Origin of the sequence: Nostoc foliaceum FACHB-393, assembly GCF_014698505.1 — a bacterium.
GTDB classification, from domain to species: Bacteria; Cyanobacteriota; Cyanobacteriia; order Cyanobacteriales; family Nostocaceae; genus Nostoc; species Nostoc foliaceum_A.
This window is the reverse complement of record NZ_JACJTD010000053.1, coordinates 19,569-39,875: the sequence shown is the minus strand read 5'-3', so window position 1 is coordinate 39,875 and position 20,307 is coordinate 19,569. Positions and strand designations below refer to the sequence as shown.

Annotated in this window: 22 protein-coding genes; 7 read left to right on the top strand and 15 right to left on the bottom strand. The window is 40.5% G+C overall.

The annotated features are described in order from the left end of the window. Nucleotides 1–18: 18 nt before the first annotated feature. The 8 genes from H6G92_RS29490 to H6G92_RS29455 all read right to left on the bottom strand — a co-directional run bounded on the left by H6G92_RS29490 (nt 19) and on the right by H6G92_RS29455 (nt 6,255). Entirely contained in the window at nt 19–795 is a 777-nt protein-coding gene (locus H6G92_RS29490; protein ID WP_190899117.1) for an SDR family NAD(P)-dependent oxidoreductase, read from the bottom strand. A gap of 155 nt (nt 796–950) precedes the next feature. Next, entirely contained in the window at nt 951–1,346 is a 396-nt protein-coding gene (locus H6G92_RS29485) for a hypothetical protein (RefSeq protein ID WP_190899115.1), read from the bottom strand. Between the two features lie 189 nt (nt 1,347–1,535). After that, nucleotides 1,536–2,093 carry a hypothetical protein gene (locus tag H6G92_RS29480; RefSeq protein ID WP_190899113.1) on the bottom strand — a complete coding sequence of 186 codons (558 nt, stop codon included), beginning with the start codon at nt 2,091–2,093 and terminating at the stop codon, nt 1,536–1,538. A gap of 637 nt (nt 2,094–2,730) precedes the next feature. Further along, a complete protein-coding gene (locus tag H6G92_RS29475) occupies nt 2,731–3,336 on the bottom strand; it encodes an exopolysaccharide biosynthesis protein (RefSeq protein WP_190899111.1) in 606 nt (201 codons plus the stop codon). Nucleotides 3,337–3,397: 61 nt separating this feature from the next. Further along, nucleotides 3,398–4,282, bottom strand: a complete 885-nt coding sequence (locus H6G92_RS29470) for a lipid kinase (RefSeq protein WP_190899109.1) — start codon at nt 4,280–4,282, stop codon at nt 3,398–3,400. A gap of 531 nt (nt 4,283–4,813) precedes the next feature. Beyond that, the gene (locus H6G92_RS29465; RefSeq protein WP_190899108.1) at nt 4,814–5,290 is read right to left on the bottom strand and encodes a GNAT family N-acetyltransferase; all 477 of its coding nucleotides are present in this window, start codon (nt 5,288–5,290) and stop codon (nt 4,814–4,816) included. Between the two features lie 19 nt (nt 5,291–5,309). Continuing rightward, nucleotides 5,310–5,966 carry a glutathione S-transferase family protein gene (locus H6G92_RS29460; protein ID WP_190899106.1) on the bottom strand — a complete coding sequence of 219 codons (657 nt, stop codon included), beginning with the start codon at nt 5,964–5,966 and terminating at the stop codon, nt 5,310–5,312. 4 nt (nt 5,967–5,970) lie between these two features. After that, complete coding sequence (locus H6G92_RS29455) at nt 5,971–6,255, bottom strand: hypothetical protein (RefSeq protein ID WP_190899104.1); 285 nt, start codon at nt 6,253–6,255, stop codon at nt 5,971–5,973. 177 nt (nt 6,256–6,432) lie between these two features. Here H6G92_RS29455 and H6G92_RS29450 point away from each other — a divergent pair, with 177 nt between their 5' ends. After that, nucleotides 6,433–7,329 (top strand): LysR family transcriptional regulator, encoded by an 897-nt coding sequence (locus tag H6G92_RS29450; protein ID WP_190899102.1) that lies wholly within the window; start codon nt 6,433–6,435, stop codon nt 7,327–7,329. Between the two features lie 25 nt (nt 7,330–7,354). Here the strand turns inward: H6G92_RS29450 and H6G92_RS29445 are convergent, their stop codons facing one another. Then, nucleotides 7,355–7,555 (bottom strand): hypothetical protein, encoded by a 201-nt coding sequence (locus H6G92_RS29445; protein WP_190899100.1) that lies wholly within the window; start codon nt 7,553–7,555, stop codon nt 7,355–7,357. A 183-nt stretch (nt 7,556–7,738) separates the two neighbouring features. After that, nucleotides 7,739–8,431, bottom strand: a complete 693-nt coding sequence (lipB, locus tag H6G92_RS29440) for a lipoyl(octanoyl) transferase LipB (RefSeq protein ID WP_190899099.1) — start codon at nt 8,429–8,431, stop codon at nt 7,739–7,741. 617 nt (nt 8,432–9,048) lie between these two features. Between lipB and hpf the strand changes: the two genes are divergently transcribed. After that, on the top strand, nt 9,049–9,696 hold the full coding sequence (gene hpf, locus H6G92_RS29435; protein ID WP_190899097.1) for a ribosome hibernation-promoting factor, HPF/YfiA family: 648 nt from the start codon (nt 9,049–9,051) through the stop codon (nt 9,694–9,696). Nucleotides 9,697–10,120: 424 nt separating this feature from the next. Here the strand turns inward: hpf and H6G92_RS29430 are convergent, their stop codons facing one another. Beyond that, nucleotides 10,121–10,540 (bottom strand): type II toxin-antitoxin system VapC family toxin, encoded by a 420-nt coding sequence (locus H6G92_RS29430; RefSeq protein WP_190899096.1) that lies wholly within the window; start codon nt 10,538–10,540, stop codon nt 10,121–10,123. Nucleotides 10,541–10,819: 279 nt separating this feature from the next. After that, complete coding sequence (locus H6G92_RS29425) at nt 10,820–10,981, bottom strand: hypothetical protein (protein WP_190899094.1); 162 nt, start codon at nt 10,979–10,981, stop codon at nt 10,820–10,822. A gap of 131 nt (nt 10,982–11,112) precedes the next feature. Here H6G92_RS29425 and H6G92_RS29420 point away from each other — a divergent pair, with 131 nt between their 5' ends. Next, nucleotides 11,113–13,914 carry a M16 family metallopeptidase gene (locus tag H6G92_RS29420; RefSeq protein ID WP_190899092.1) on the top strand — a complete coding sequence of 934 codons (2,802 nt, stop codon included), beginning with the start codon at nt 11,113–11,115 and terminating at the stop codon, nt 13,912–13,914. A 789-nt stretch (nt 13,915–14,703) separates the two neighbouring features. Here H6G92_RS29420 and H6G92_RS29415 read toward each other — a convergent pair. Together H6G92_RS29415 and H6G92_RS29410 are read right to left on the bottom strand one after the other, a co-directional pair. Next, nucleotides 14,704–15,324, bottom strand: a complete 621-nt coding sequence (locus H6G92_RS29415; RefSeq protein ID WP_190899090.1) for a DUF4231 domain-containing protein — start codon at nt 15,322–15,324, stop codon at nt 14,704–14,706. A 9-nt stretch (nt 15,325–15,333) separates the two neighbouring features. Then, nucleotides 15,334–16,080, bottom strand: coding sequence for a hypothetical protein (locus H6G92_RS29410; protein WP_190899088.1), 747 nt, complete (start codon nt 16,078–16,080; stop codon nt 15,334–15,336). Between the two features lie 350 nt (nt 16,081–16,430). Here H6G92_RS29410 and glyA point away from each other — a divergent pair, with 350 nt between their 5' ends. The 4 genes from glyA to H6G92_RS29390 all read left to right on the top strand — a co-directional run bounded on the left by glyA (nt 16,431) and on the right by H6G92_RS29390 (nt 19,681). Beyond that, nucleotides 16,431–17,714 (top strand): serine hydroxymethyltransferase, encoded by a 1,284-nt coding sequence (glyA, locus tag H6G92_RS29405; protein WP_190899086.1) that lies wholly within the window; start codon nt 16,431–16,433, stop codon nt 17,712–17,714. Nucleotides 17,715–17,836: 122 nt separating this feature from the next. After that, nucleotides 17,837–19,087 carry a competence/damage-inducible protein A gene (locus H6G92_RS29400; RefSeq protein ID WP_190899084.1) on the top strand — a complete coding sequence of 417 codons (1,251 nt, stop codon included), beginning with the start codon at nt 17,837–17,839 and terminating at the stop codon, nt 19,085–19,087. Between the two features lie 175 nt (nt 19,088–19,262). Further along, the gene (locus tag H6G92_RS29395) at nt 19,263–19,463 is read left to right on the top strand and encodes a type II toxin-antitoxin system HicA family toxin (protein WP_313890006.1); all 201 of its coding nucleotides are present in this window, start codon (nt 19,263–19,265) and stop codon (nt 19,461–19,463) included. Next, nucleotides 19,460–19,681: a type II toxin-antitoxin system HicB family antitoxin gene (locus tag H6G92_RS29390; RefSeq protein ID WP_190899082.1), complete on the top strand. Its 222-nt coding sequence runs from the start codon at nt 19,460–19,462 to the stop codon at nt 19,679–19,681. Before H6G92_RS29395 ends, H6G92_RS29390 begins: the two co-directional genes overlap by 4 nt. Here the strand turns inward: H6G92_RS29390 and H6G92_RS29385 are convergent, their stop codons facing one another. Beyond that, nucleotides 19,682–20,134, bottom strand: a complete 453-nt coding sequence (locus tag H6G92_RS29385) for a hypothetical protein (RefSeq protein WP_190899080.1) — start codon at nt 20,132–20,134, stop codon at nt 19,682–19,684. Between the last annotated feature and the right edge of the window lie 173 nt (nt 20,135–20,307).

The following is a 20,307-nucleotide window of genomic DNA, read 5'->3' as shown; positions in this document are numbered from 1 at the left end:
TAACTCCTAACTATATACTTAGGCTTTAAAGTGTTTTGCTAACATATTTAGCAGAAGTTTTCGCGGTACGAGCCGAGATAATTTGCTTCTAATTTGAGTGTTAGTATCAGAACTAATAACAGTTGGATACCCTTTTTCCAAAGCCTCTAAAGATTCCCAAACCACTTTTTCAGAAGAATACACTTTATCTGTACTGCTTGCCAACGCTGGAGGAAAATTAGCTTCTGCAAAAAAGTTTGTTTCTATTGGCCCTGGACAAGTAACTAAAATACGTACACCATATTGACGATTTTCTGCCCACAGTGCTTCACTAAAGCTGAGAATAAAAGCTTTACTGGCAGCATAAACAGAAAGATATGGTATTGGTTGAAATGCAGTAATAGAAGATACGTTAATAATACTTCCAGAACGACGTTCCCGCATTAAAGGTAGAAATTTATGAGTTAAATCTACCAATGCTAAAATGTTTAATTGTACGATTTTGATTTGTCTTTCTCCATCCCCTTCAGCAAAGTCGCCATAGTAACCAAAACCAGCATTGTTGATTAATAAGTCAATGGTTAATCCCTTTTCTTTAGTGACATCAAATACAGCAGATGCTGCATTAGGTTCTGTGAGGTCTTTGACTATAACCTCTACTTGAATTTTGTGTTGCTCTTGTAGCTGTTTAGCTAATTGGCTTAGTTTCTCTTCAGAACGAGCAACGAGTACAAGATTTGTCTTGCGTGCAGCTAGTTCCTGGGCAAAAGCTTTACCAATACCACTAGAGGCACCAGTAATTAAAGCAGTTGGCATTCTACATATTAAGATAATTGTTAAGCACCATTAGAATCTTAGCTATGCTGGCTATAAGTTTTAACTACCCAAAGTGATATGTCCAAAAGGGTAAAAGCAGTATCTAGTAATAAAGTTTTGAGTGCAGGCTTCTTGCACTCAAAACTTGTTCTTCCCTAATTATTGACTTTCGGAATGGATGTAAATTCACCAACTACACCGATATGGGAAATTCTTAAATCTTCTTCATCTGTATATTGAATAGACGAGTCGATTTTGTCTGGTAATTCTCTGTCCTTACACGACCACTCAAAGATAAATCTAGAGTCCAAGTGCTTGAGGTTAGAAAATATCTGCTTCCATTGGCTTCGTCTAATTCGATTTCCCCACCTTGATTGTAACTCTCTCGAATAGCCTTCCTGTTGATAAACAAAGAAATCAAATGGTTTTTCAGCCAAATCTTTGTGATCCAGTAAATGAATGAGATGGAACATAAAGCCATCTTCTGAAAGGCTACTTACCAGATTTTCTAAAAGCGGCACAATATCATCAACTGGCACGTGTTCTAACACAGATTTACCGTCTTCCCAATCTCAAAAAATGGTTTGTAGAAATTGTTGCTAAATCAGCCTAGCTATTGGATCATTCTTGTTTTAGAGTTTTACCCATTCACAATTATCACTACTTTACATCTTTCTAAAGTAGGATATCCCAAATAATAATTTTTATTATCACGATTCAAAATTAATTTTAATTGCTAATTACCATTTTTCAGACCAATAAATAATTTCTGATGCTGAACTATTAATAGCGACACCATAGCTATCTCCATGATTCCACTTGAAGCCAGGTCTACCTTTGTCCTCTGTATTTAATACCAAGATTTCATAAGTAGCTGGGAAAGATTCTGTAGGAGAGTCACTAGTGTAAAAAAAAGTTGTTGGCACACCGTTAGGCTGATTTATATGTTCGTTTGTGTTACCACCCCTATATTTGTGCTTTGCACTACTTCTGTATTGTGAAAGTAATTGTTCTACTTTTTTTGGTGGCTGTTTCAACCTAATTTGAAAAAAACTATTTCCTTGTAAAAATTCGGGTGAGTAAGCAATGCGAACGCCTTTGGCATCAGCGGGAATCTCATTAGGAAAATGTTTTACTTGGTCATTATCAGACCATAGTTGATTACGAATCTCTTGGTAACGTGATGTATCAGTGATAATTTTAGTTTCGCTAGTACTGCTAAAATTTGTTTTCAGAAAAAAGCTTACCCCGACAATACAAAGACTAGCAAGGGCTAATAGAAATTGCGATCGCTTCATCTAATTGGGTGCGTCTAACTTTCATAGTCGTATACCCAACTAATAAACTAAATTCGTACTATTGCGGATATAGCGTCAGAGATATTAACAGAAACTTTGTGTATTTAGGGGAAATTCAGGGTATTTGTAAAATTACTGTGAAGTTACTCAATGATTACCTAGTCAAAAACCGCAGGTTATTGCCTTTGAAACTAGTACTTCTTTTGTAGCTAAGGAAATCAATTACATAGTCATCCATTTTTTTTCAATTCTTCCTGATGCAGCAATAACTAAGGCGGATATATAAATAGTAGATGCACCTTAATTAAATCACAGCCCTCAGCTTTTAGTTGGGGGCTTTTTTTTGCTGATATTTTTTAACTTAGGAATAAAACAAATTTTCTTAGAAATATAAATTTTCCCGGATATGGCAATCAATCAAGCGGATTAATAAATGGTAGATGCACCTTAATTAAATTACGCCTTCAGCTTTTAGTTGAAGGCTTTTTTATTGCTGATATTTTTTAATGTATGAATAAAAAAATAACTTTGTAGACAATTTAAATCTACCCGGATATGGCAATCAATCAAGCGGATTAATAAATGGTAGATGCACCCTAATAAATTACAGCCTTCGGCTTTTAGTTGAAGGCTTTTTTTATTTAAATATAGATGGCAGCAAACTGGGAGCTAACCATACTGCATAACCAAGAAATCCAAAGAGCAAGGTAATTAGGACAGTAATACCGTAGCTGATGCAAATTAATAAACCATCAGATTCGATAGTGGCAACAGTCAAAAATAAAATTCCTACAGTGGGAATGGGATTTGTAAAGGGAATTGGTAATATTAGTAATACTGTTAACAAAGAGATACAAAGCCCATTAATTCGCCAAATCAAAGGATTATGGGCTATTTTTGCAAATCGGGGACGGGCGATTTTTTGTAACACTTTGGTAAGACGTCCCAAATTTTGCAAAAGTAACAGAGCAAAGGGACGAGGAAACTTGTAGTTAGCAATTCTTTTAGGCAGCCAAGGCGATCGCCTTCCTAAAAGCATTTGCGCTGACAATAGTAAACAAGCACCACCAAAAGGGCCAGTTAATCCCGGTGGCATAGGAAATAAAAATGGCAAAACTAATAATGTAATTACCAAGCAGAACCCTCGTTCTGAGGTTTCTGCCAGAATATCACCTAGAGTCAGCGGTTGTTCAGCTAGGCGTTGCAACAGGGACTTTATATCTTGAGAAAATCTCAGATGCATTTGGCGTGAGTTGATGCGAATTCCCACATTTGTAGTAGAGGGAGATAGGGGAGAATAACTCCTAACTCCTGATTTCTGGAGGTACTAAAACAGCTATAGCTTTAGGTATAACCCGAAAATGGGCAGGTGTGTAGGTAGTAATTTCACCATCTGTGTTGATAGGGCGAGGTTTGCGAGTCCGTACTTCTATTTCTTGACCTTGAAGAGAGCGTACACTCTTCCAATGTATATGTCGCCCTTGTCGCATCGCAGGGAGTAATAGTATAATCTGCCACCAATGTTTGATCTCCAAGCTATAGAGGTCTAGTCTTTGGTCATCTATTGTCGCATCGTCAGCTACTGCCATACCGCCCCCGTAATAGCGGCCGTTACCCACAGCAATTTGCACTGTTTTCACGCGAACTGATTCACCATTGATTACAATCTCCGCAGTAAAAGGTCTAGCTTCCCAAATTACTTGCAATGCAGTGGTGGCATAAGCAAATATTCCCCAACGACGCTTGACTTCTTTGGTAAGGCGTTGGGTAATTTTTACACTCAATCCCAGACTGGCAACGTTAAAAAAGTGCTTGCCATTCACCCACCCTAAGTCGATGCGGTGTAAATTTCCATAGGCAATAATTTTGCAAGCTTCGCTGAGGGAATTTGGGATTCCTAAAGTTCTCGCTAGATCGTTGGCAGTTCCTAGAGGCAAGATTGCTAAAGGCAACTGAGTATCAACTAAAGTATCTACTGCGGCATTAAGAGTGCCATCTCCTCCGCCAATGATTACCAAATCAACTTGATGCTGATAGCGAAGTATAACTTCAGCAAGATGTTTGGGGTCTTCTGTAGACTCCTCAATTAAATCAAAGCCGAGTGTCTTCAGATATTCAATCGCTTCCGACAGACCCTTTTGCCCTTGGCGGGCATGACGATTTACTAACAGCAGTGCGCGGGAACTCATGGGTAGTACCTTTTGTAGTTGATATGTCCAATTATCCGCATCTATGTATTCTGCTTGAAGTTGACTATAGAAAAGTGTTTAAGCTGTTATGACAGTTATCAACAATTCATTTCTTCAATGCTTATTATGTTGCAGTTACTAATTTTTAATTTCTATTTTATCTAGTTTATCTTTATTAGCCCTCGGTGTGTTGATACTCAGTAAATATATTTTTACTTGCTAAATGGCTGGATTTAGGTATTTTTTATAAAAAAGAGATTTATTTCAATATTACAATACCCAGAAAATAATACCAAATTATGAGATATTTTTTATTGGTATAGAAACATATTTCTATATTAAATTTGTATTAATACTATTAAAAATTACAATTATTTAACTTTTGTTTGAGAATAATTTATATATATCAACTCCTGCTGTGGCAGATTGGAAATTGGCTACGGCTTTGAAGGCACTATTTATACTAATCCTCTTATTAACCAGTTATAAACTAAGGAAGCCTGACCTACTCCCGCTCCCTTAGCTTAAATTTTACCTACTTAGTGCTTGACCATCTAAGCGACATAATTTTACTTTGTTGATGATCTTCGCACCTATTCTTTCATAGAACTTGATTCCACGCTTGTTAGATACAGCTACAGTCCAATCAATTCTGCCACAGCCTTTTTCCTGCCCAATCTGGCGTAAGCGTAGCATCAGCGCCTGACCGAATCGGTGGCTTCGATGTTCAGCCTTGACATATAAATCATCAAGCCAAATACCAGGTTTTGCTAAAAAAGTTGAATAGATAAAGTGATAGGTTGCTAATCCAATAGTATCTCCATCAACCTCAGCTAAAAGTACAAAAGCAAGGGGGTTTTCTCCAAATAGATCAATTTCTAACTTTTGAGGTGTTGCTTCTACAGAATTAGGACACCCATCAAATTCAGCTTTCAAATGAATCAATTCTATAATGGTAGGAATATCCCTTTGATTTGCATCTCGAATTGAAATATCCCTGCTGTTCATGTTCTTTTTTACCCTTTACCTAAAACTCGTATTGAGAAAGAATTTCTGTCTCACTCTTTGCTACCTTTATCCACTCTTGCATGGCTGGAAGCGCTAAAACTGCCTCTACATAATTTCTAGAAACAGGATCTAACTGCACATCATAGGTTACAAACCGCAGGACAACTGGAGCAAAAAATGCATCAGCAATCGCAAAATTTCCAAATAAAAAATTCCCACTAGTCCCAAATTTCTGGCGTGATTCTTGCCAGATACTGGTGATGCGATCAATATCTTGTTGTACGCCGGGTGCTAAACCTTTACCAGGATATTTAGTACGGCAGTTCATCGGCATGTTCTGACGCAGATTTTGAAAGCCTGAGTGCATTTCCGCAGTTATGGAGCGGGCTAATGCCCTTGCAGCCTTATCCTCTGGCCACCATTGCAGAGTCGGAAACGTTTCAGCTAGATATTCACAAATAGCCAGAGAATCCCACACAGTTTGCGTATCGTGCAACAACACAGGTACTTTTCCTGATGAAGAGTATTGCCGAATTTTTGAGGAAGAATCTGGACTATTGTAGAGAGGAATCCGAATTTCATTGAATTCCAAACCAAATTGTTTCATCGCCAGCCAAGGGCGGAGTGACCAAGATGAATAATTTCTATTGCCAATTACCAAAGTTAGTTGCGTCATATTTTTAATACCTATAAAGCTGCTCAATCCACATACACACATCAGCTTGAGAACCTGAAGAGAAAGATTTTCCAGTTGCAGGATCGTAAGCTTGCCAATAGATATTACCGTAGCGGTCAACCTTTTGCCAAACTTGTAAATCGTTAGGATCTGCTAGGATTGTTTTGACAATTTTTTTCCATAAATTATGTAGGAATTTCCAAAATTTGGAGTCTAATTCTTTATTGAATAACGGACTACAATTGATTTTTGCATCTTCTTTTGGTAGACATCTAATGTCGTTTTTCATAAAATTATTCCTGAAAGTTGCTCAGTAAATAAAACATTAGCAACATCTCAATTAGGAATCAAATCATGGCTTGCATAGGTTCCATAAATATGATTTATAGATATAAAAAATCACGAATACAACCTTTTTGTCACAATTAAATCAGAATGTGTATACCCTTGTTTTCACCGATTGCCCATGAAATTCTCCCAACTTCGAGCCATAGTTGCAGTAGCAGATCGTGGTAACTTTAGTGAGGCAGCCTTAGAATTGCAGCTTTCCCAGCCTGCGATTAGTCATGCGATCGCTACCTTAGAAGAAGAATTAGGTGTGCCTTTGTTTGCCAGAGGTCGTCATGGTGCTGTGCTGACACCAGCTGGAGAGCGCATTTTGTATCATGCTCGTCAAGCTATGCAGCATCTAGAGATGATGCAGCACGAAGCAAACTTGCATAAAGGTTTACATGGTGGTCATGTACGAATTGCGGCTTTTCGCAGCGTCGCCACCCATTTATTACCAAAAGCGATCGCACAATTTCATAATCAATTCCCAGAAATTGCTGTCACAATCATAGAGTGTCCTGCTTTCACCGATGTAGAACAGTGTTTGCGTGACGGACGTACCGATATTGGTATTACCTGTCTACCAACTGGTGAAGAATTTGACACCTGGGAAATTTTTCAGGATGAGTATCTAGCTTTACTACCACCACATACCAAAATTAGCAACCCAGAAATTACTTGGGAAGACATAGCGGCCTATCCACCTGTTTTACTTCCTTGCACACCCTGTGGACGCATTCTTCACAACCACTTAAAGACTTTAGCAATCCCAATAACTACTGCTAGCGACATCCAAGAAGATTCCACAGTCGTTAGTATGGTGAATCAAGGGCTGAGAGCGGCTATTATGCCTCGTTTAGCAGCTGTACCCATTCCCCCAAATGTGCAGGTATATAGTTTACCTGCACCGCTCAAGAGAGTAATTGCAACTGCAATTCTATCTAATTCCCTCCATGTGCCTGCGGTGTTCACATTTTTGGAAATGTTGAAAAATTTTGATTTTTATAGTTTAGCTAAATCCACTTTCGTTTAAACTCATTACTCCCACTCTGCACTACTTAAAGGTACTCGCGCAAGAAATCAAACGGATCATCTTCCCAACAAGGTTCAGGTATCAGCCAAAACAAACTCCTGTTGATGTCGGCTTCAATTTCATCACCGTCGTCTCTATCAAATAGTTCTATCAAAGCTGTCCAATCACGTTCTCTCAGAGACGTTAACGATGGGGCATATACCTGGAAATTATTTGAGTAATTCACGCGCAAAGTTGTGCTTGACAGCCGTAAAAATTTAGTATAAAAGTTTGTAAATAATCAAATTTTAGCTTTGACAACCGCAGTTAAATAGTTATTTTAATACTATTAAATATGGACTACTCTTATCAGTGTCTCACAATTTAAATAGGACTGCTATAGTATTTATTACATAATTACAAGCTGAATTTACTCAGAACGGAAAAATTCTTTAGGCTGCGACTCGACTAATTCCACACCAAAGACTTCAGAAAAGGACTGTGCTACATAAAAACGCACTTCTTCGCAGGTGATATCTGGAATCCATTCGGCTAAACTGCCTACAGCTTTATCAGAAATACCGCAGGGTACAATGCGCTCAAACCCTGTCATATCTGGACAAACATTTAATGCAAAGCCGTGCATGGTAATCCAACGGCTGACTTTAATACCAATAGCCGCAACTTTTCGCCCTTGTAACCAAACGCCAGTAAAAGCCGGAATTCTTTCTCCCAGCAACCCATAAACTGCCAATACGCGAATTATTACTTCTTCGAGTTCGCGTAAGTACCAATGGAGGTCTTTACGATAACGTTGCAGATTTAAAATTGGATACCCCACCAGTTGGCCTGGACAATGGTAAGTAACCTCACCGCCCCGTTCAACTCTGTGCACATCATATTGACCTTTGTCAATATCAAATTTGAGAAAATCTGAGTTGCTTCCTTGCCCCAGAGTGTAGACAGGTGGATGTTCTAGCAAAATTAACACATCATCTAGACTGGGGTCATGGATACGCTCAGTGAGGAGCGATCGCTGCCATCCATGAGCATCTAAGTAAGGCATTAATCCTTTGTTATATAACAAACAACTTTTTTTGTATGGATTATTACTATAGAACATGCCAAAAATCAACTGGTATTGGGAACAAAATATATTGCAAGTTAGAGGATTAGAGACAAAAAATGTCAAGATTTGCAAAGGATTTTAAAGGAAAGTCAAGGGAACATGCATTAGAAAATACAAAGTGCTAGCTTGAATATACAACCTCAATAGGTTTTAGGAGGAATTCTCTGCAATAAGCATCATGCCAATATAATCAGAACGAATGCACTGGCTGATGGCTCTAATAATCTTGTTTGCATATCAAACAAGATCAACTTCTATAAAATACTCGTGTTCTTGATCAAAAGTGAGCAAACCTCAACCGGACACAGAAGGAGCAACTATTAACAGTTCTGTAAGCGTTGTTTTAACACAGAAGACAGTTACGAGAGCTACGGCTCAAATTTCCTCACCAAAGGGTTTTATGTGGAAATCCAATTGGATCTCAGCGCAGAGATGAGGAGGAAAATCAAGGGTATAATCAGCGAAAACCCATATCAGTAAGCTTAGACACAGTTTACCAGCAGTACATAGAAAGAGTTCACAATTTGTTTTGGCGGGAGTAATAGACCTTACCGCAATTTCTTTTCATACAAAGCAAATTCACACATCAAATATTCAGTGGGAGAGTTTACATGAAGCTTGTCATCCACGGCAAAAATATTGAAATAACCGATGCGATTCGGGAATATGTACATCAAAAGATTGAAAAAGCAGTTAGTCACTTTCAGAGCATTACAAATGAAGTGGATGTGCATCTTAGCGTAGCCCGTAATCCTCGAATTAATCCTAGACAAGCGGCTGAAGTAACTATTTATGCTAACGGTAGCGTTATCCGTGCCGAGGAAAGCAGTGAAAACCTATATGCCAGCATTGACTTAGTTGCAGATAAAATTGCCCGTCAACTGCGGAAATACAAAGAACGCCGTCAAGACCAGAAAACTCACGCCCAGCCAACAGAAGTAGTTGTTGCAGAGTCGGTAGTCACAGATTTAATTGGCGATCGCACCCCCGAATTACCCAACGAAGTCGTCCGCACTAAATATTTTTCCATGCCGCCGATGACCCTTGCAGAAGCCCTGGAACAATTGCAACTCGTGGGACACGACTTTTATATGTTCCGCAATTCTGAAACTGGAGAGATTAATGTAATTTACGAACGCAACCACGGCGGTTATGGTGTGATCCATCCCCGCAATGGTAACGGTTATACTAACGGCAAGAATGGCAAATCAACCCACGCTAACATTGTCATGCCGGAAAAATCGCATTCCAGTAAATAGGAATTAGGGAGTAGGGAGATCAGGGAGATTGGGAAAAAATAACCTAACTCCCAACTCCTACTCAGCGGCACTTAAACAAAAATTATTTAATTTCCTTCTCGTCCATTCCTTTTTTATTGTCTTCGTTCATTGCCCAATGTAAATCGAAGGTAGCATCAATTTCATAATATTCTTTGTAAGACCAGTCTGTTCTTTGACTAGCAGTTATGATTAACAAGTTTGAGATATTTAATATTTAGGTGATTACTAGTTGTTCCTAAAGAAGCTTCTTTGTTTTGTATCAAGAGATGGATTTTTGGAAATAAACTTTTAACCATACAAGAATTACCTGAGAAAGCAGAAGTGAAAACTAGAGTTATATGTTTCCCTGCATTTCTCCCCACATTGCAGTAATAAGTATTAAAAGTTAAACTTTCCTATACTGCTATAGTTCTCCTATTTCTCGGAGATAAGCAGGTCGAGTTGTGAGTTGTCTAACCAGTGCAGCATCAGCCGTCCAAAACTCCGCAGACGCACTCTCAGCACAAGCAAGAAAGGCCGCATCATAAAGGGTAGATAATCCATATTTATCGGCAATTTTCCAGGTTATTGCCCTAATTGCCTCTTCTTCAATGTAATCAATAGGCAGTTCGCAGAAGTCTTCAAAAAAATCTAGCGCTTCCTCTGTTGTAATTACTCCCATGCGGTTTTTTTTTCTTAGCACAGATCCGACTTCTGTCCAAACAAAAGCTGGAGTCACTAACCGTATACTCAGACTTAAAGCTTCTGCTACTAGTTTTCTGAACTGGGGTTGATAAACTTCTGGTACAAGATAAGGTATCCAAACACTGGTATCTAAACACAAAACTCTATAGGACTAGTATTTGATTTTTGAAAAGATACGTAGGGTGCGTTAGCGACAGCGTAACGCACCATTCTTAAGGCTTTGGTGCGTTACGGCTTACGCCTAACACACCCTACAAATACTTAGATTTTTTCAGAAATCAAATATGATTCCTATAGTATTGATAACATTTATTGTAACCACTCTATGGCACAGTCTCCAATCATTTCACCTGTTGCCTTGAGTTCAATCACCAGCTGATACCACTCAACACACTTTGTATTGACTGCTTGATCAATTCTATAAATGCGATCGCTTCGACTTTTGGGTAAGGCACATTCCAACTCTGATACTTTGCAACTTCTGAGTCACAGCGATGGCTAAGAACGGCATCATGTCACTATCCTGAAATGTAGGTAGCATCAATCGTGGTGTTTCCAGCCGGATGGTAACTTGTGACATGACTTAGCATTAAATAATTACCATGATTACTCAAATGCAAAATTAAAAATGAGAGGTTTTGGAATTTTGGAAATTGAACCTTTGCATTTCTTCTTTAATTGTGTTTTGTCAACTTGAATTTCGTATTGCTTATGAAGCTACGCTCATATATGATTATCGGGTTTTTACTCAGCCTTCTCCTAAGTATTGTGCCTTTTTCGGGCAATTTCACCACTGCTGCAACACCAACAGCAGTCGCACCTGGATCTGCTCTCTCATTCACCCAAGGGGTGCAAAAAACGGTATTGGACAACGGCTTAACAGTGCTAACTAAGGAAGTCCATACCGCTCCAGTAGTGAGCGTACAAGTTTGGTATAAAGTTGGTTCACGTAACGAAGTTAAGGGAGAAAATGGCATTTCTCACCAGCTAGAACATTTAATGTTCAAAGGTACAACTTCCCGTCCAGTGCAGTTCGGAAGGTTGTTTAGTGCCTTGGGTAGCCAGTTCAATGCCTTTACTAGTTATGACGAAACAGCTTACTTTGGCACAGTGCAACGAGACAAACTCGAAGCATTGTTGACACTGGAAGCCGATCGCATGGAAAACTCTTTAGTTGGGCCTGAACAGCTCACAAGTGAAAAGCGGGTGGTGATCTCCGAATTACAGGGGTACGAAAATTCACCAGACTATCGTCTGAGTCGGGCAGTGATGCGAGATGCTTTTCCTAGCAGAGCCTATGGCTTACCTGTAGGAGGTACAAAAGCCGATGTAGAAAAATTCACGGTGGAGCAGGTGCGGAATTATTACCGAACCTACTACAGCCCAGAAAATGCCACATTGGTAATTACAGGGGATTTTGCCACAGAACCTGTACTCAAAGTTGTTAAAGAAACTTATGGGAAGTTGGCAAAACGAGGAAAAGAGGACATTGGGACGCAAGGACGTGGAGACGTGGTGAGGGGAAATATCACCGCCTCTTCTCCGGTTACCCCTACTACTAAAAAAGCGCCTATTGTTTTAAAGCAACCTGGAAGCGCGGCACTACTGCAAGCAGTGTATCCTCTGCCAGATATCAAACATCCTGATGTCCCGGCAATTGATATGATGGATGCCATTCTCACAGGTGGACGTAGCTCTAGACTTTATCAGGCTTTGGTAGAATCTGGACTCGCTAGTTCAGTTAGTGGCGGTGCTGCCGAACTCATCGAACCCGGTTGGTATGAAATTAATGCTACGGCAGTTCCGGGTCAAGAGTTAGGGAAAATTGCTCAGGTGCTCCAGCAAACCTTAACAAAATTGCAACAGCAGCCAGTTACTACAGAAGAATTAAACCGGGCGAAGACGCAACTACAAGCCTCCTTTGTTTTAGGTAACCAAGACATCACTAGTCAAGCTAGCCAACTTGGATATAACCAAACTGTGGCCGGCGATTATCGTTTTATTGAAAAGTATCTGACTGCGATCGCAAAAGTCACCCCAGCCCAGGTGCAGCAAGCAGCGAAAACCTACCTAAATCCGGCTAAACAAACCATCGGCTTCTTTGAGCCAACTCAACCAGATGGCAAACCAGGGGCTTCTAGCGCTGGTTCTGGTCGCACAGTGGAAAATTTCAGCCCCGGTAAACCTGTAGATCCAGCAGAACTGGCTAAATATCTGCCACCTGCCACATCAGCTACAGATTCGAGCAAACAATCACTACCAGAAGAGTTTACCTTAAATAATGGTTTGCGGGTTTTGCTTTTGCGCGATCGCAACCTTCCCACCATTAACCTGAGTGGACAAATTGATGCTGGTACTGAATTTGATGGTAATCAAAAAGCTGGATTAGCGAATCTGACTGCAAACAACTTAATGAATGGGACACAGACTAAAAATGCTCTTACCCTAGCAAAAACCTTAGAAGACCGGGGAGCCGGTTTGAACTTCAGTGCCAGCCGCGAGGGAGTTAGCATAAGCGGTGAGGGACTTTCAGCGAACCTGCCGATATTGATTCAAACTCTGGCAGATGTGTTAGAAAACGCCACTTTCCCTGCCGAACAGTTAGAACTGAGTCGCCAACGGGCGTTGACAAATCTTAAAGTCCAGCTAGATGACCCCAGAGGATTGGGACGACAAGTATTCCAGCAAGTAATTTACCCTGAGAATCATCCATTCCATAGCTTTCCCACGGCTGAGAGTTTAAAGAGTATTACTCGTGATGATTTGCTTGCTTTCTATCAGACACACTACCGACCAGATAGCACGACGATCGCAATAGTTGGAGACTTTGATCCAGTTAAGGTAAAAGATTTGCTGAATCAGGCGTTTGGCAAATGGGAAGCCACAGGTAAGCCACCTGTGCTTAAAATTCCAACCGTGCCATTACCGCAAAATTTGACACGTGTAAACAAAGTAATTCCTGGTAAAGCAGAGGCTGTTACCTACATTGGCTACAACGGCATCTCTCGGAAAGACCCACGTTATTATGCAGCACTGGTACTGAATCAAATTTTGGGTGGTGATACCTTATCGAGTCGCTTGGGTACGGAAGTGCGCGATCGCCTTGGTCTAACCTACGGTATCTATAGTGCTTTTGCCGCCGGAATCAATCCCGGCCCGTTCTTGATTCAGATGCAGACTGCTCCTCTTGATACCCAAAAAGCGATCACCAGTACTCTCGCTTTACTCAAACAGTTGCGCGAGCAAGGAGTGACTGAGGCTGAATTCAACACGGCAAAGCGCTCAATTACTAATAGCTACCCCGTGGATTTAGCTAATCCCAGTAATGTATCAAGCATCATTTTGAATAATGCTGTCTTAGGACTTTCACGATCAGAAATCCGAGAGTTTCCCCAGCGGATTCAAGCAGTCACTATGCCTCAGATGCAACAGGCAATTGAGGATTTAATTAAGCCAGGAAATTTGGTAATTGTCACCGCTGGGCCTGGATATACTGTACCCAAGGGAGGTTAATTACTAGTTGAGGCGGTAATTTTTCGATTACTAACGAAGATGCTTATTTCTTGCTTATGGGTTTGACAAAATCCGTTCCTTCTCGAATGAAATAGCCCTGTTTTAAAAAGGCTTATTCTAGTTCCCTCTTTTTTAAGGAGTGTTAGGAAGGATCAATTCTTAACCTAAGGTTATTGTCAGATATAGCGGTTTTCAGTTGCAATAAATAACAGGTTTTTTGTAGGGGTGTACAGCTAGCTGTGCGCCCCTAATACATCTCTATTATTCTTAAAATTAACCTTATAGTGCTAAGAGATACATACCTGAACATATTAATAGAATATTTATCTATCTAGCGGAGGAATTGAGAAAGATGGTATCAAGACAAAATAAACAGATATTCCGATCACCTGACGAACTTTAACTCATATTTCCCCATTGCTATCTAGAAATGGGGATTTTTTTTTAAGCTACCAACATATAATTCCAATGATATATTTATATGTCTTAAGGAGGAATCAGATAAAGTCCATAAATAATAAAAACATAAGTAGCCCGATTACCCTACCGGACTTTGGTTTTAGCTCTCCTCATGTTTTTATCTAACGGGGGAGAGTTTATTTAAAAAAGTGATAATTTCTATCTCCTAGCTCTGCCTGCGGCGGCCTGCGCCAACGCAGATGAGAGTGGTTTTAAATCAATACGTTTGGATTAATTCTTTATCCTCCCTAACCCATCCTTAAAAACGAGGTAACTAGAGCAAATTTTGCTCCCAACTCTAAACTCTTGCTATATATTGGTTTCTTGATTTTATTCTTCTTCTTTCTTTTCTTCCAAATTGGTTATCTTTGTATTTGGCATCAGAAAATAGTTTTCCTGACTCTGTTTTTCTTCTTTCTTTTCTTGTACAACTTGAGTGGCATATATTTCCACATCTCGTTGGATAATATCTTCTACATGACCTGCAAAAACATTAAACGCCTGTTCATGGGTTGTATAATTACGATAAGGCCCTGTCAATTGTGAGAATTGCCACCCTTGGGTTTTCAAAGATTCGACTGTCCGGCGATAGTGTCGCCAACGTTCTCCATAGTGAAAAAACTCTTCAATGGCAGCACTAATAGCAACTATTTGGCTTAAACCAAAAGTTGACCAGAGAATGAGATCCCTGGCTCTATTATTGTTAACTTGTAGAGTACTGTTAATGTTTAAGCTTACTAACGCTGGGAGAATTACACCACCAATAATAGTTGTTATCCGCCAAAAATAGTGGCGATCGCGTGAGAAATTTGCCTTACCTTCCATCCAGAGTACTTGATCTAACCAGCGCGATCGCAGAAAATGTCTTTGCACATCGCCTAACTTCATACCTTCAAATAACTTGTTAAAATCTTCCTTTAAAAATTCCTGATAACTATCTTTTTTTGCCATTATTAACTCCTAATTAGAAAGCAAATTTTGAATTGTTTTGCTTAAGCTTTCAACTCCCTTCTCTATATCGATTAAGTCGATGTATTGTAATGTACCAGATTTCGCTAATTTTTTAGCTCGTTCATCGGTAGCCTGTCCACGCAAAGCATCTGCAAGTATATCTGCGGTTCTACCACTACCAGCAATCACAACAACTAACCTTCCAGTATTAACGCTAGAAAACGCATCCTCAAAGGTAATCTCACCACCGTTTAAAAGTACAGTTACCGAAGGTGCCTTATTGGCCAGTACAGTTGCAACGCCAGATATCCAAGGAGACTCGTCGCCCCAATTATTGCCAGGAACTAGTATAAAATGAGTATGGTTTGGCTCTAACGGTGTTAAATCAGCAGCAGGTTCTTGTTCATTAGGTAAAACCACTTTGCTTTCGGGAGTTACACCAATCAAAGCAAACTTAGCACCTATGTGGGTACGAGCCTGACCTATCAATTGCATGACTCCCGCATCCGTACCTCCATCCACAACATAAGCCCCCAAACTTTCGGCGATGGGGGCTAAAACTTCCGTAAACAACCGTTGAATGCGGAGAAAGTCAGCTTCACTGATGTTACTTGCACCACCCACTACTACTAAAACAGGACGCGAACCGCCAAGCCCTATTCGCTCAAGAGCATTTGGTAATTCAGTTTGTTGATCAACTCGAATAGCTAATGCTGTTTGTTCGTTGTTAAAGGTAAGTTTCAAAAAATTTTTCATTTGTCAAGAATCCCGACTGCTTAAGTTTTCCAGGGTAGAGCTTCACAGTCATGTTCCGCAAGCGTCGTATTACGCACAGTCAATTGCCGAAACGTTCAGCTTTTTGTCCTACAGAGAGACGCTTTATTTAGCGCAGCTTCATAAAGCAACGTTATGATAATTAATCGTCTAATAATAAATAAGTTGGCACAAATAAACCTCAATAGTACGGAGACGATTAATCGCCTGTGTAGAGCAGTCAAAAATCATTGAACTATAGACTTTGGGCTATGGACTCTTGAGAGTGGACTGTTAGGTGCTGCGCCCAACCAAAATCAGCCGTTGTACAAATTTCCACAAGGATAATTGAAGTGACTAAGACTAATTCAGATTTTCTTACCTCCACCGATCCAGCGATCGCGGAGTTAATCAACGACGAACTACAGCGTCAGCGAGACCACTTAGAGTTGATTGCTAGTGAAAACTTTACTTCCGCCGCTGTACTGGCGGCTCAAGGTTCGGTACTGACAAATAAATATGCCGAGGGATTACCTGGTAAACGCTATTATGGCGGTTGTGAGTTTATCGACAAAATCGAGCAACTAGCGATCAATCGCGCTAAACAGATATTTGGCGCTGCTCATGCGAATGTGCAACCTCATTCTGGCGCCCAAGCCAATTTTGCAGTGTTCCTGTCGCTGTTAGAACCAGGAGACAAAATTATGGGGATGGATTTGTCTCATGGGGGACATCTCACCCACGGTTCACCTGTAAATGTCTCAGGTAAGTGGTTCCAAGTTAGTCACTACGGTGTCAGCCAACAAACAGAACAACTTGACTACGATCAAATTCGGGAGCTGGCGCTGAGGGAGCGTCCTAAGCTGCTGATTTGTGGTTATTCGGCTTATCCCCGTATAATTGACTTTGAAAAGTTCCGTAGCATTGCTGATGAAATCGGCGCTTACTTACTTGCTGATATTGCTCATATTGCTGGTTTAGTTGCTACTGGTCTTCATCCCGATCCCATTCCTCATTGTCATGTAGTAACAACAACTACCCATAAGACTCTACGCGGCCCTAGAGGTGGTTTAATCTTGACTAGCGACGCAGAACTAGGTAAAAAGCTAGATAAATCTGTTTTTCCTGGCACCCAAGGCGGGCCATTGGAACACGTTATTGCTGGTAAAGCAGTAGCTTTTGGAGAAGCCCTGAAGCCTGAGTTTAAAACCTATTCTGCCCAAGTGATTGAAAATGCTCGTGCTTTGGCAGAACAACTACAAAATCGAGGTTTAAAGTTAGTGTCAAATGGCACTGACAATCATTTAATTCTCGTGGATTTACGCTCTGTCGGTCTAACTGGTAAGCAGGCAGATCAGCTAGTCAGTACTGTGAATATTACTGCTAACAAAAATACTATTCCCTTTGATCCGCAATCGCCATTTGTTACCAGTGGACTGAGGTTAGGTTCGCCTGCAATGACCACACGGGGCTTAGGAGTAGCAGAATTTACTGAAATTGGAAATATTATTAGCGATCGCCTGCTTTCTCCAGATTCCGACGTAGTAACCCAAGATTGTCGGCAACGAGTAGCAGCATTGTGCGATCGCTTCCCCTTATATCCTCACCTGGAAATTCCTGTACCAGCCCTAGCCTGAGATCATAGTTAAGAGTTAACAGTTAGGAGTGATGAGTTTTAAGTTTTGAACTCCTAACTTCTAACTCCTAACTCCTAACTTCTAACTTCTAACTCCTAACTCCTAACTCCTAACTATTCCTAATGAGTGCAGAAATTATTTGTGTTGGTACTGAACTGCTGCTAGGAGATATTCTCAACGGCAATGCTCAATTTTTGGCGCAACAATTAGCGCAGCTAGGTATCCCCCACTACTATCAAACAGTAGTTGGGGATAATCCAGAACGGTTGAAGCAAGTTATAGAAATTGCTATTTCCAGAGCGCAAATTCTCATTTTTACTGGTGGACTCGGCCCGACACCAGATGATCTCACCTGCGAAACAATCGCCGATTTTTTTAAAGTCCCCTTGGTAGAACGCTCTGAGATCATCGAAGACATAACCCAGAAATTCGCCCAACGTGGTCGGGTTATGTCACCAAGTAACCGCAAGCAGGCTTTGATTCCCCAAGGTGCAGATATTCTTCCCAACCCCAGTGGAACAGCACCCGGTATTATTTGGCAGCCTCGCCCTGAAATCACGATTTTTACCTTTCCCGGTGTTCCTAGTGAAATGCACCTGATGTGGGAAGAAACAGCTGTGCCATTTCTCAAAAGTCAAGGTTGGGGTAAGGAAACTATTTACAGCCGGAGTTTAAAGTTTTGGGGTATTGGTGAATCTGCTTTGGCAGAAAAAGTTGCTTCTTATTTGAAGTTACCAAATCCGACAGTAGCCCCTTATGCAGGTAAGGGGGAAGTAAGATTGCGAGTCTCTGCTAAAGCCACTTCAGAAGCAGCCGCAGAAGACCTAATTGCTCCCATTGAAAAACAACTTACAGAAATTGCCGGACTAGATTTCTACGGCGTTAATAATGATACTCTTGCTTCCGTGGTTGGCCAGTTATTGCGGGCATCGAAAGAAACGCTTTCGGTGGCAGAATCTTGCACTGGTGGCGGTTTAGGGCAAATGTTGACTGAGATTTCTGGGAGTTCTGATTACTTTTGGGGTGGAGTAATTTCTTATGACAATTCGGTGAAGGTTGGGCTGCTGGGGGTTAACCAGGAAGATTTAGATAAATTTGGGGCGGTAAGCGCGATCGTTGCAGAGCAAATGGCAGTTGGGGTAAAAACCCGCCTTGCAACCACTTGGGGATTGAGTATCACTGGTATTGCTGGCCCAACTGGAGGGACAGATACAAAGCCGGTGGGTTTAGTTTACATTGGTTTAGCTGGACCAAAGGATGAAGTGACAAGTTTTGAGTATCAGTTTGGTGCAATGCGAGGACGCGCTCTAATTCGTCATGTGAGTGCGAATGCAGCGTTAGATAATCTGCGGCGGAAGTTGTTGACGAGGTAGAAAAGGGTGCGATGCCTACGGCGGGTTGCGCCTACGCACTTTGTGTAGAGGTTGCAATGTTTAACAACAAGCCACTCCACATCTACGCACTTCTAGTTTGACGAAGATAGGGTGTAAAAATGTCAAAAAAGCGTAATTTGCTAGAGAAAGTTCTTTCTGGTTCCAAGAATATTCAATTTATGAACTGGTTACTCTGGTTGAGGCATTTGGATTTTCTCTATCACGCGTTAATGGCAGTCATCACATCTTTACTCACCAGGATATTCCTGAGCTTGTTAACTTGCAAACTCGAAAGGGCGAAGCTGTTCCGTATCAAATTCGTCAATTTCTGATTTTGATTGAAAAATATGCACTTACTTTGGAGGATGAAGGATGAAGCATTATCACATCAATATCTTCTACAGTGAAGAAGATGATGGCTACATTGCTGATATTCCTGATCTGAAATATTGTTCAGTATTTGGTCTAACTGAAAAAGAAGCACTTCGTGAAGTCTTGCAAGCAAAAGCAGCATGGTTAAATGCTTCCAAAGTGGAGGGTAAACCAACTCCTGAACCAAGATATCGACCTGCAATTTACCAAGTAGCCTCATGATTAATGGATGTGCTGCGATGGCGTACCCGCCCGCCGCAGGCGATCGCACTTTTGTAAAGATGGTTTTTGTAGTGATGATTGACCACCAGTTGTTGTAATGGTATTGAAGGATACAATGTCAACTTTTGCTTGAGCTATCGATGAAGGTGTAATTAGCTGTACTTTTAACTCAAACTCTTGTTGCCAATCTAGAAAATCCTCGCCTGTTACTCTACCGTATATTTTGACATTATTAAAAGATTGGATGCCTAAATTAATTAATCCGTCACAAATAAGTGGAACTACTAACTGTTGTACTGGAACTTCAAATGATTCCAGCATTATCTGTAGACAATTTTGTTTGAAACTAGTTTTTGGCGTAATGCTGGGTAAATTTAACCACTGACTTACCAAAGTGTTAATCGCATTTGTATCACCCTGCTTGGCAAGTTCTAGAATATTTAGCTGTATCATACTTAGTAATGGTGAGAATCTTAGCAATAACTTAGTTCAATTATTCCCACTCACTAGATCGAAAGTAACATTTAACACATTTAGCTTCTAACCATCAGCTATCTAACTCCTATCCATCAGCACAATTAATCACGGGATCGCTTGCTGTATTCTTCACAGTTTGTTACAAAAGT

Coding starts and splice junctions, on each gene's coding strand:
- H6G92_RS29490 (WP_190899117.1), bottom strand. CDS start 795: ATGCCAACTGCTTTAATTACTGGTGCCTCTAGTGGTATTGGTAAAGCT.
- H6G92_RS29480 (WP_190899113.1), bottom strand. CDS start 2,093: ATGAAGCGATCGCAATTTCTATTAGCCCTTGCTAGTCTTTGTATTGTC.
- H6G92_RS29475 (WP_190899111.1), bottom strand. CDS start 3,336: ATGCATCTGAGATTTTCTCAAGATATAAAGTCCCTGTTGCAACGCCTA.
- H6G92_RS29470 (WP_190899109.1), bottom strand. CDS start 4,282: ATGAGTTCCCGCGCACTGCTGTTAGTAAATCGTCATGCCCGCCAAGGG.
- H6G92_RS29465 (WP_190899108.1), bottom strand. CDS start 5,290: ATGAACAGCAGGGATATTTCAATTCGAGATGCAAATCAAAGGGATATT.
- H6G92_RS29460 (WP_190899106.1), bottom strand. CDS start 5,966: ATGACGCAACTAACTTTGGTAATTGGCAATAGAAATTATTCATCTTGG.
- H6G92_RS29455 (WP_190899104.1), bottom strand. CDS start 6,255: ATGAAAAACGACATTAGATGTCTACCAAAAGAAGATGCAAAAATCAAT.
- H6G92_RS29450 (WP_190899102.1), top strand. CDS start 6,433: ATGAAATTCTCCCAACTTCGAGCCATAGTTGCAGTAGCAGATCGTGGT.
- lipB (WP_190899099.1), bottom strand. CDS start 8,431: ATGTTCTATAGTAATAATCCATACAAAAAAAGTTGTTTGTTATATAAC.
- hpf (WP_190899097.1), top strand. CDS start 9,049: ATGAAGCTTGTCATCCACGGCAAAAATATTGAAATAACCGATGCGATT.
- H6G92_RS29425 (WP_190899094.1), bottom strand. CDS start 10,981: ATGTCACAAGTTACCATCCGGCTGGAAACACCACGATTGATGCTACCT.
- H6G92_RS29420 (WP_190899092.1), top strand. CDS start 11,113: ATGAAGCTACGCTCATATATGATTATCGGGTTTTTACTCAGCCTTCTC.
- H6G92_RS29415 (WP_190899090.1), bottom strand. CDS start 15,324: ATGGCAAAAAAAGATAGTTATCAGGAATTTTTAAAGGAAGATTTTAAC.
- H6G92_RS29410 (WP_190899088.1), bottom strand. CDS start 16,080: ATGAAAAATTTTTTGAAACTTACCTTTAACAACGAACAAACAGCATTA.
- H6G92_RS29400 (WP_190899084.1), top strand. CDS start 17,837: ATGAGTGCAGAAATTATTTGTGTTGGTACTGAACTGCTGCTAGGAGAT.
- H6G92_RS29390 (WP_190899082.1), top strand. CDS start 19,460: ATGAAGCATTATCACATCAATATCTTCTACAGTGAAGAAGATGATGGC.
- H6G92_RS29385 (WP_190899080.1), bottom strand. CDS start 20,134: ATGATACAGCTAAATATTCTAGAACTTGCCAAGCAGGGTGATACAAAT.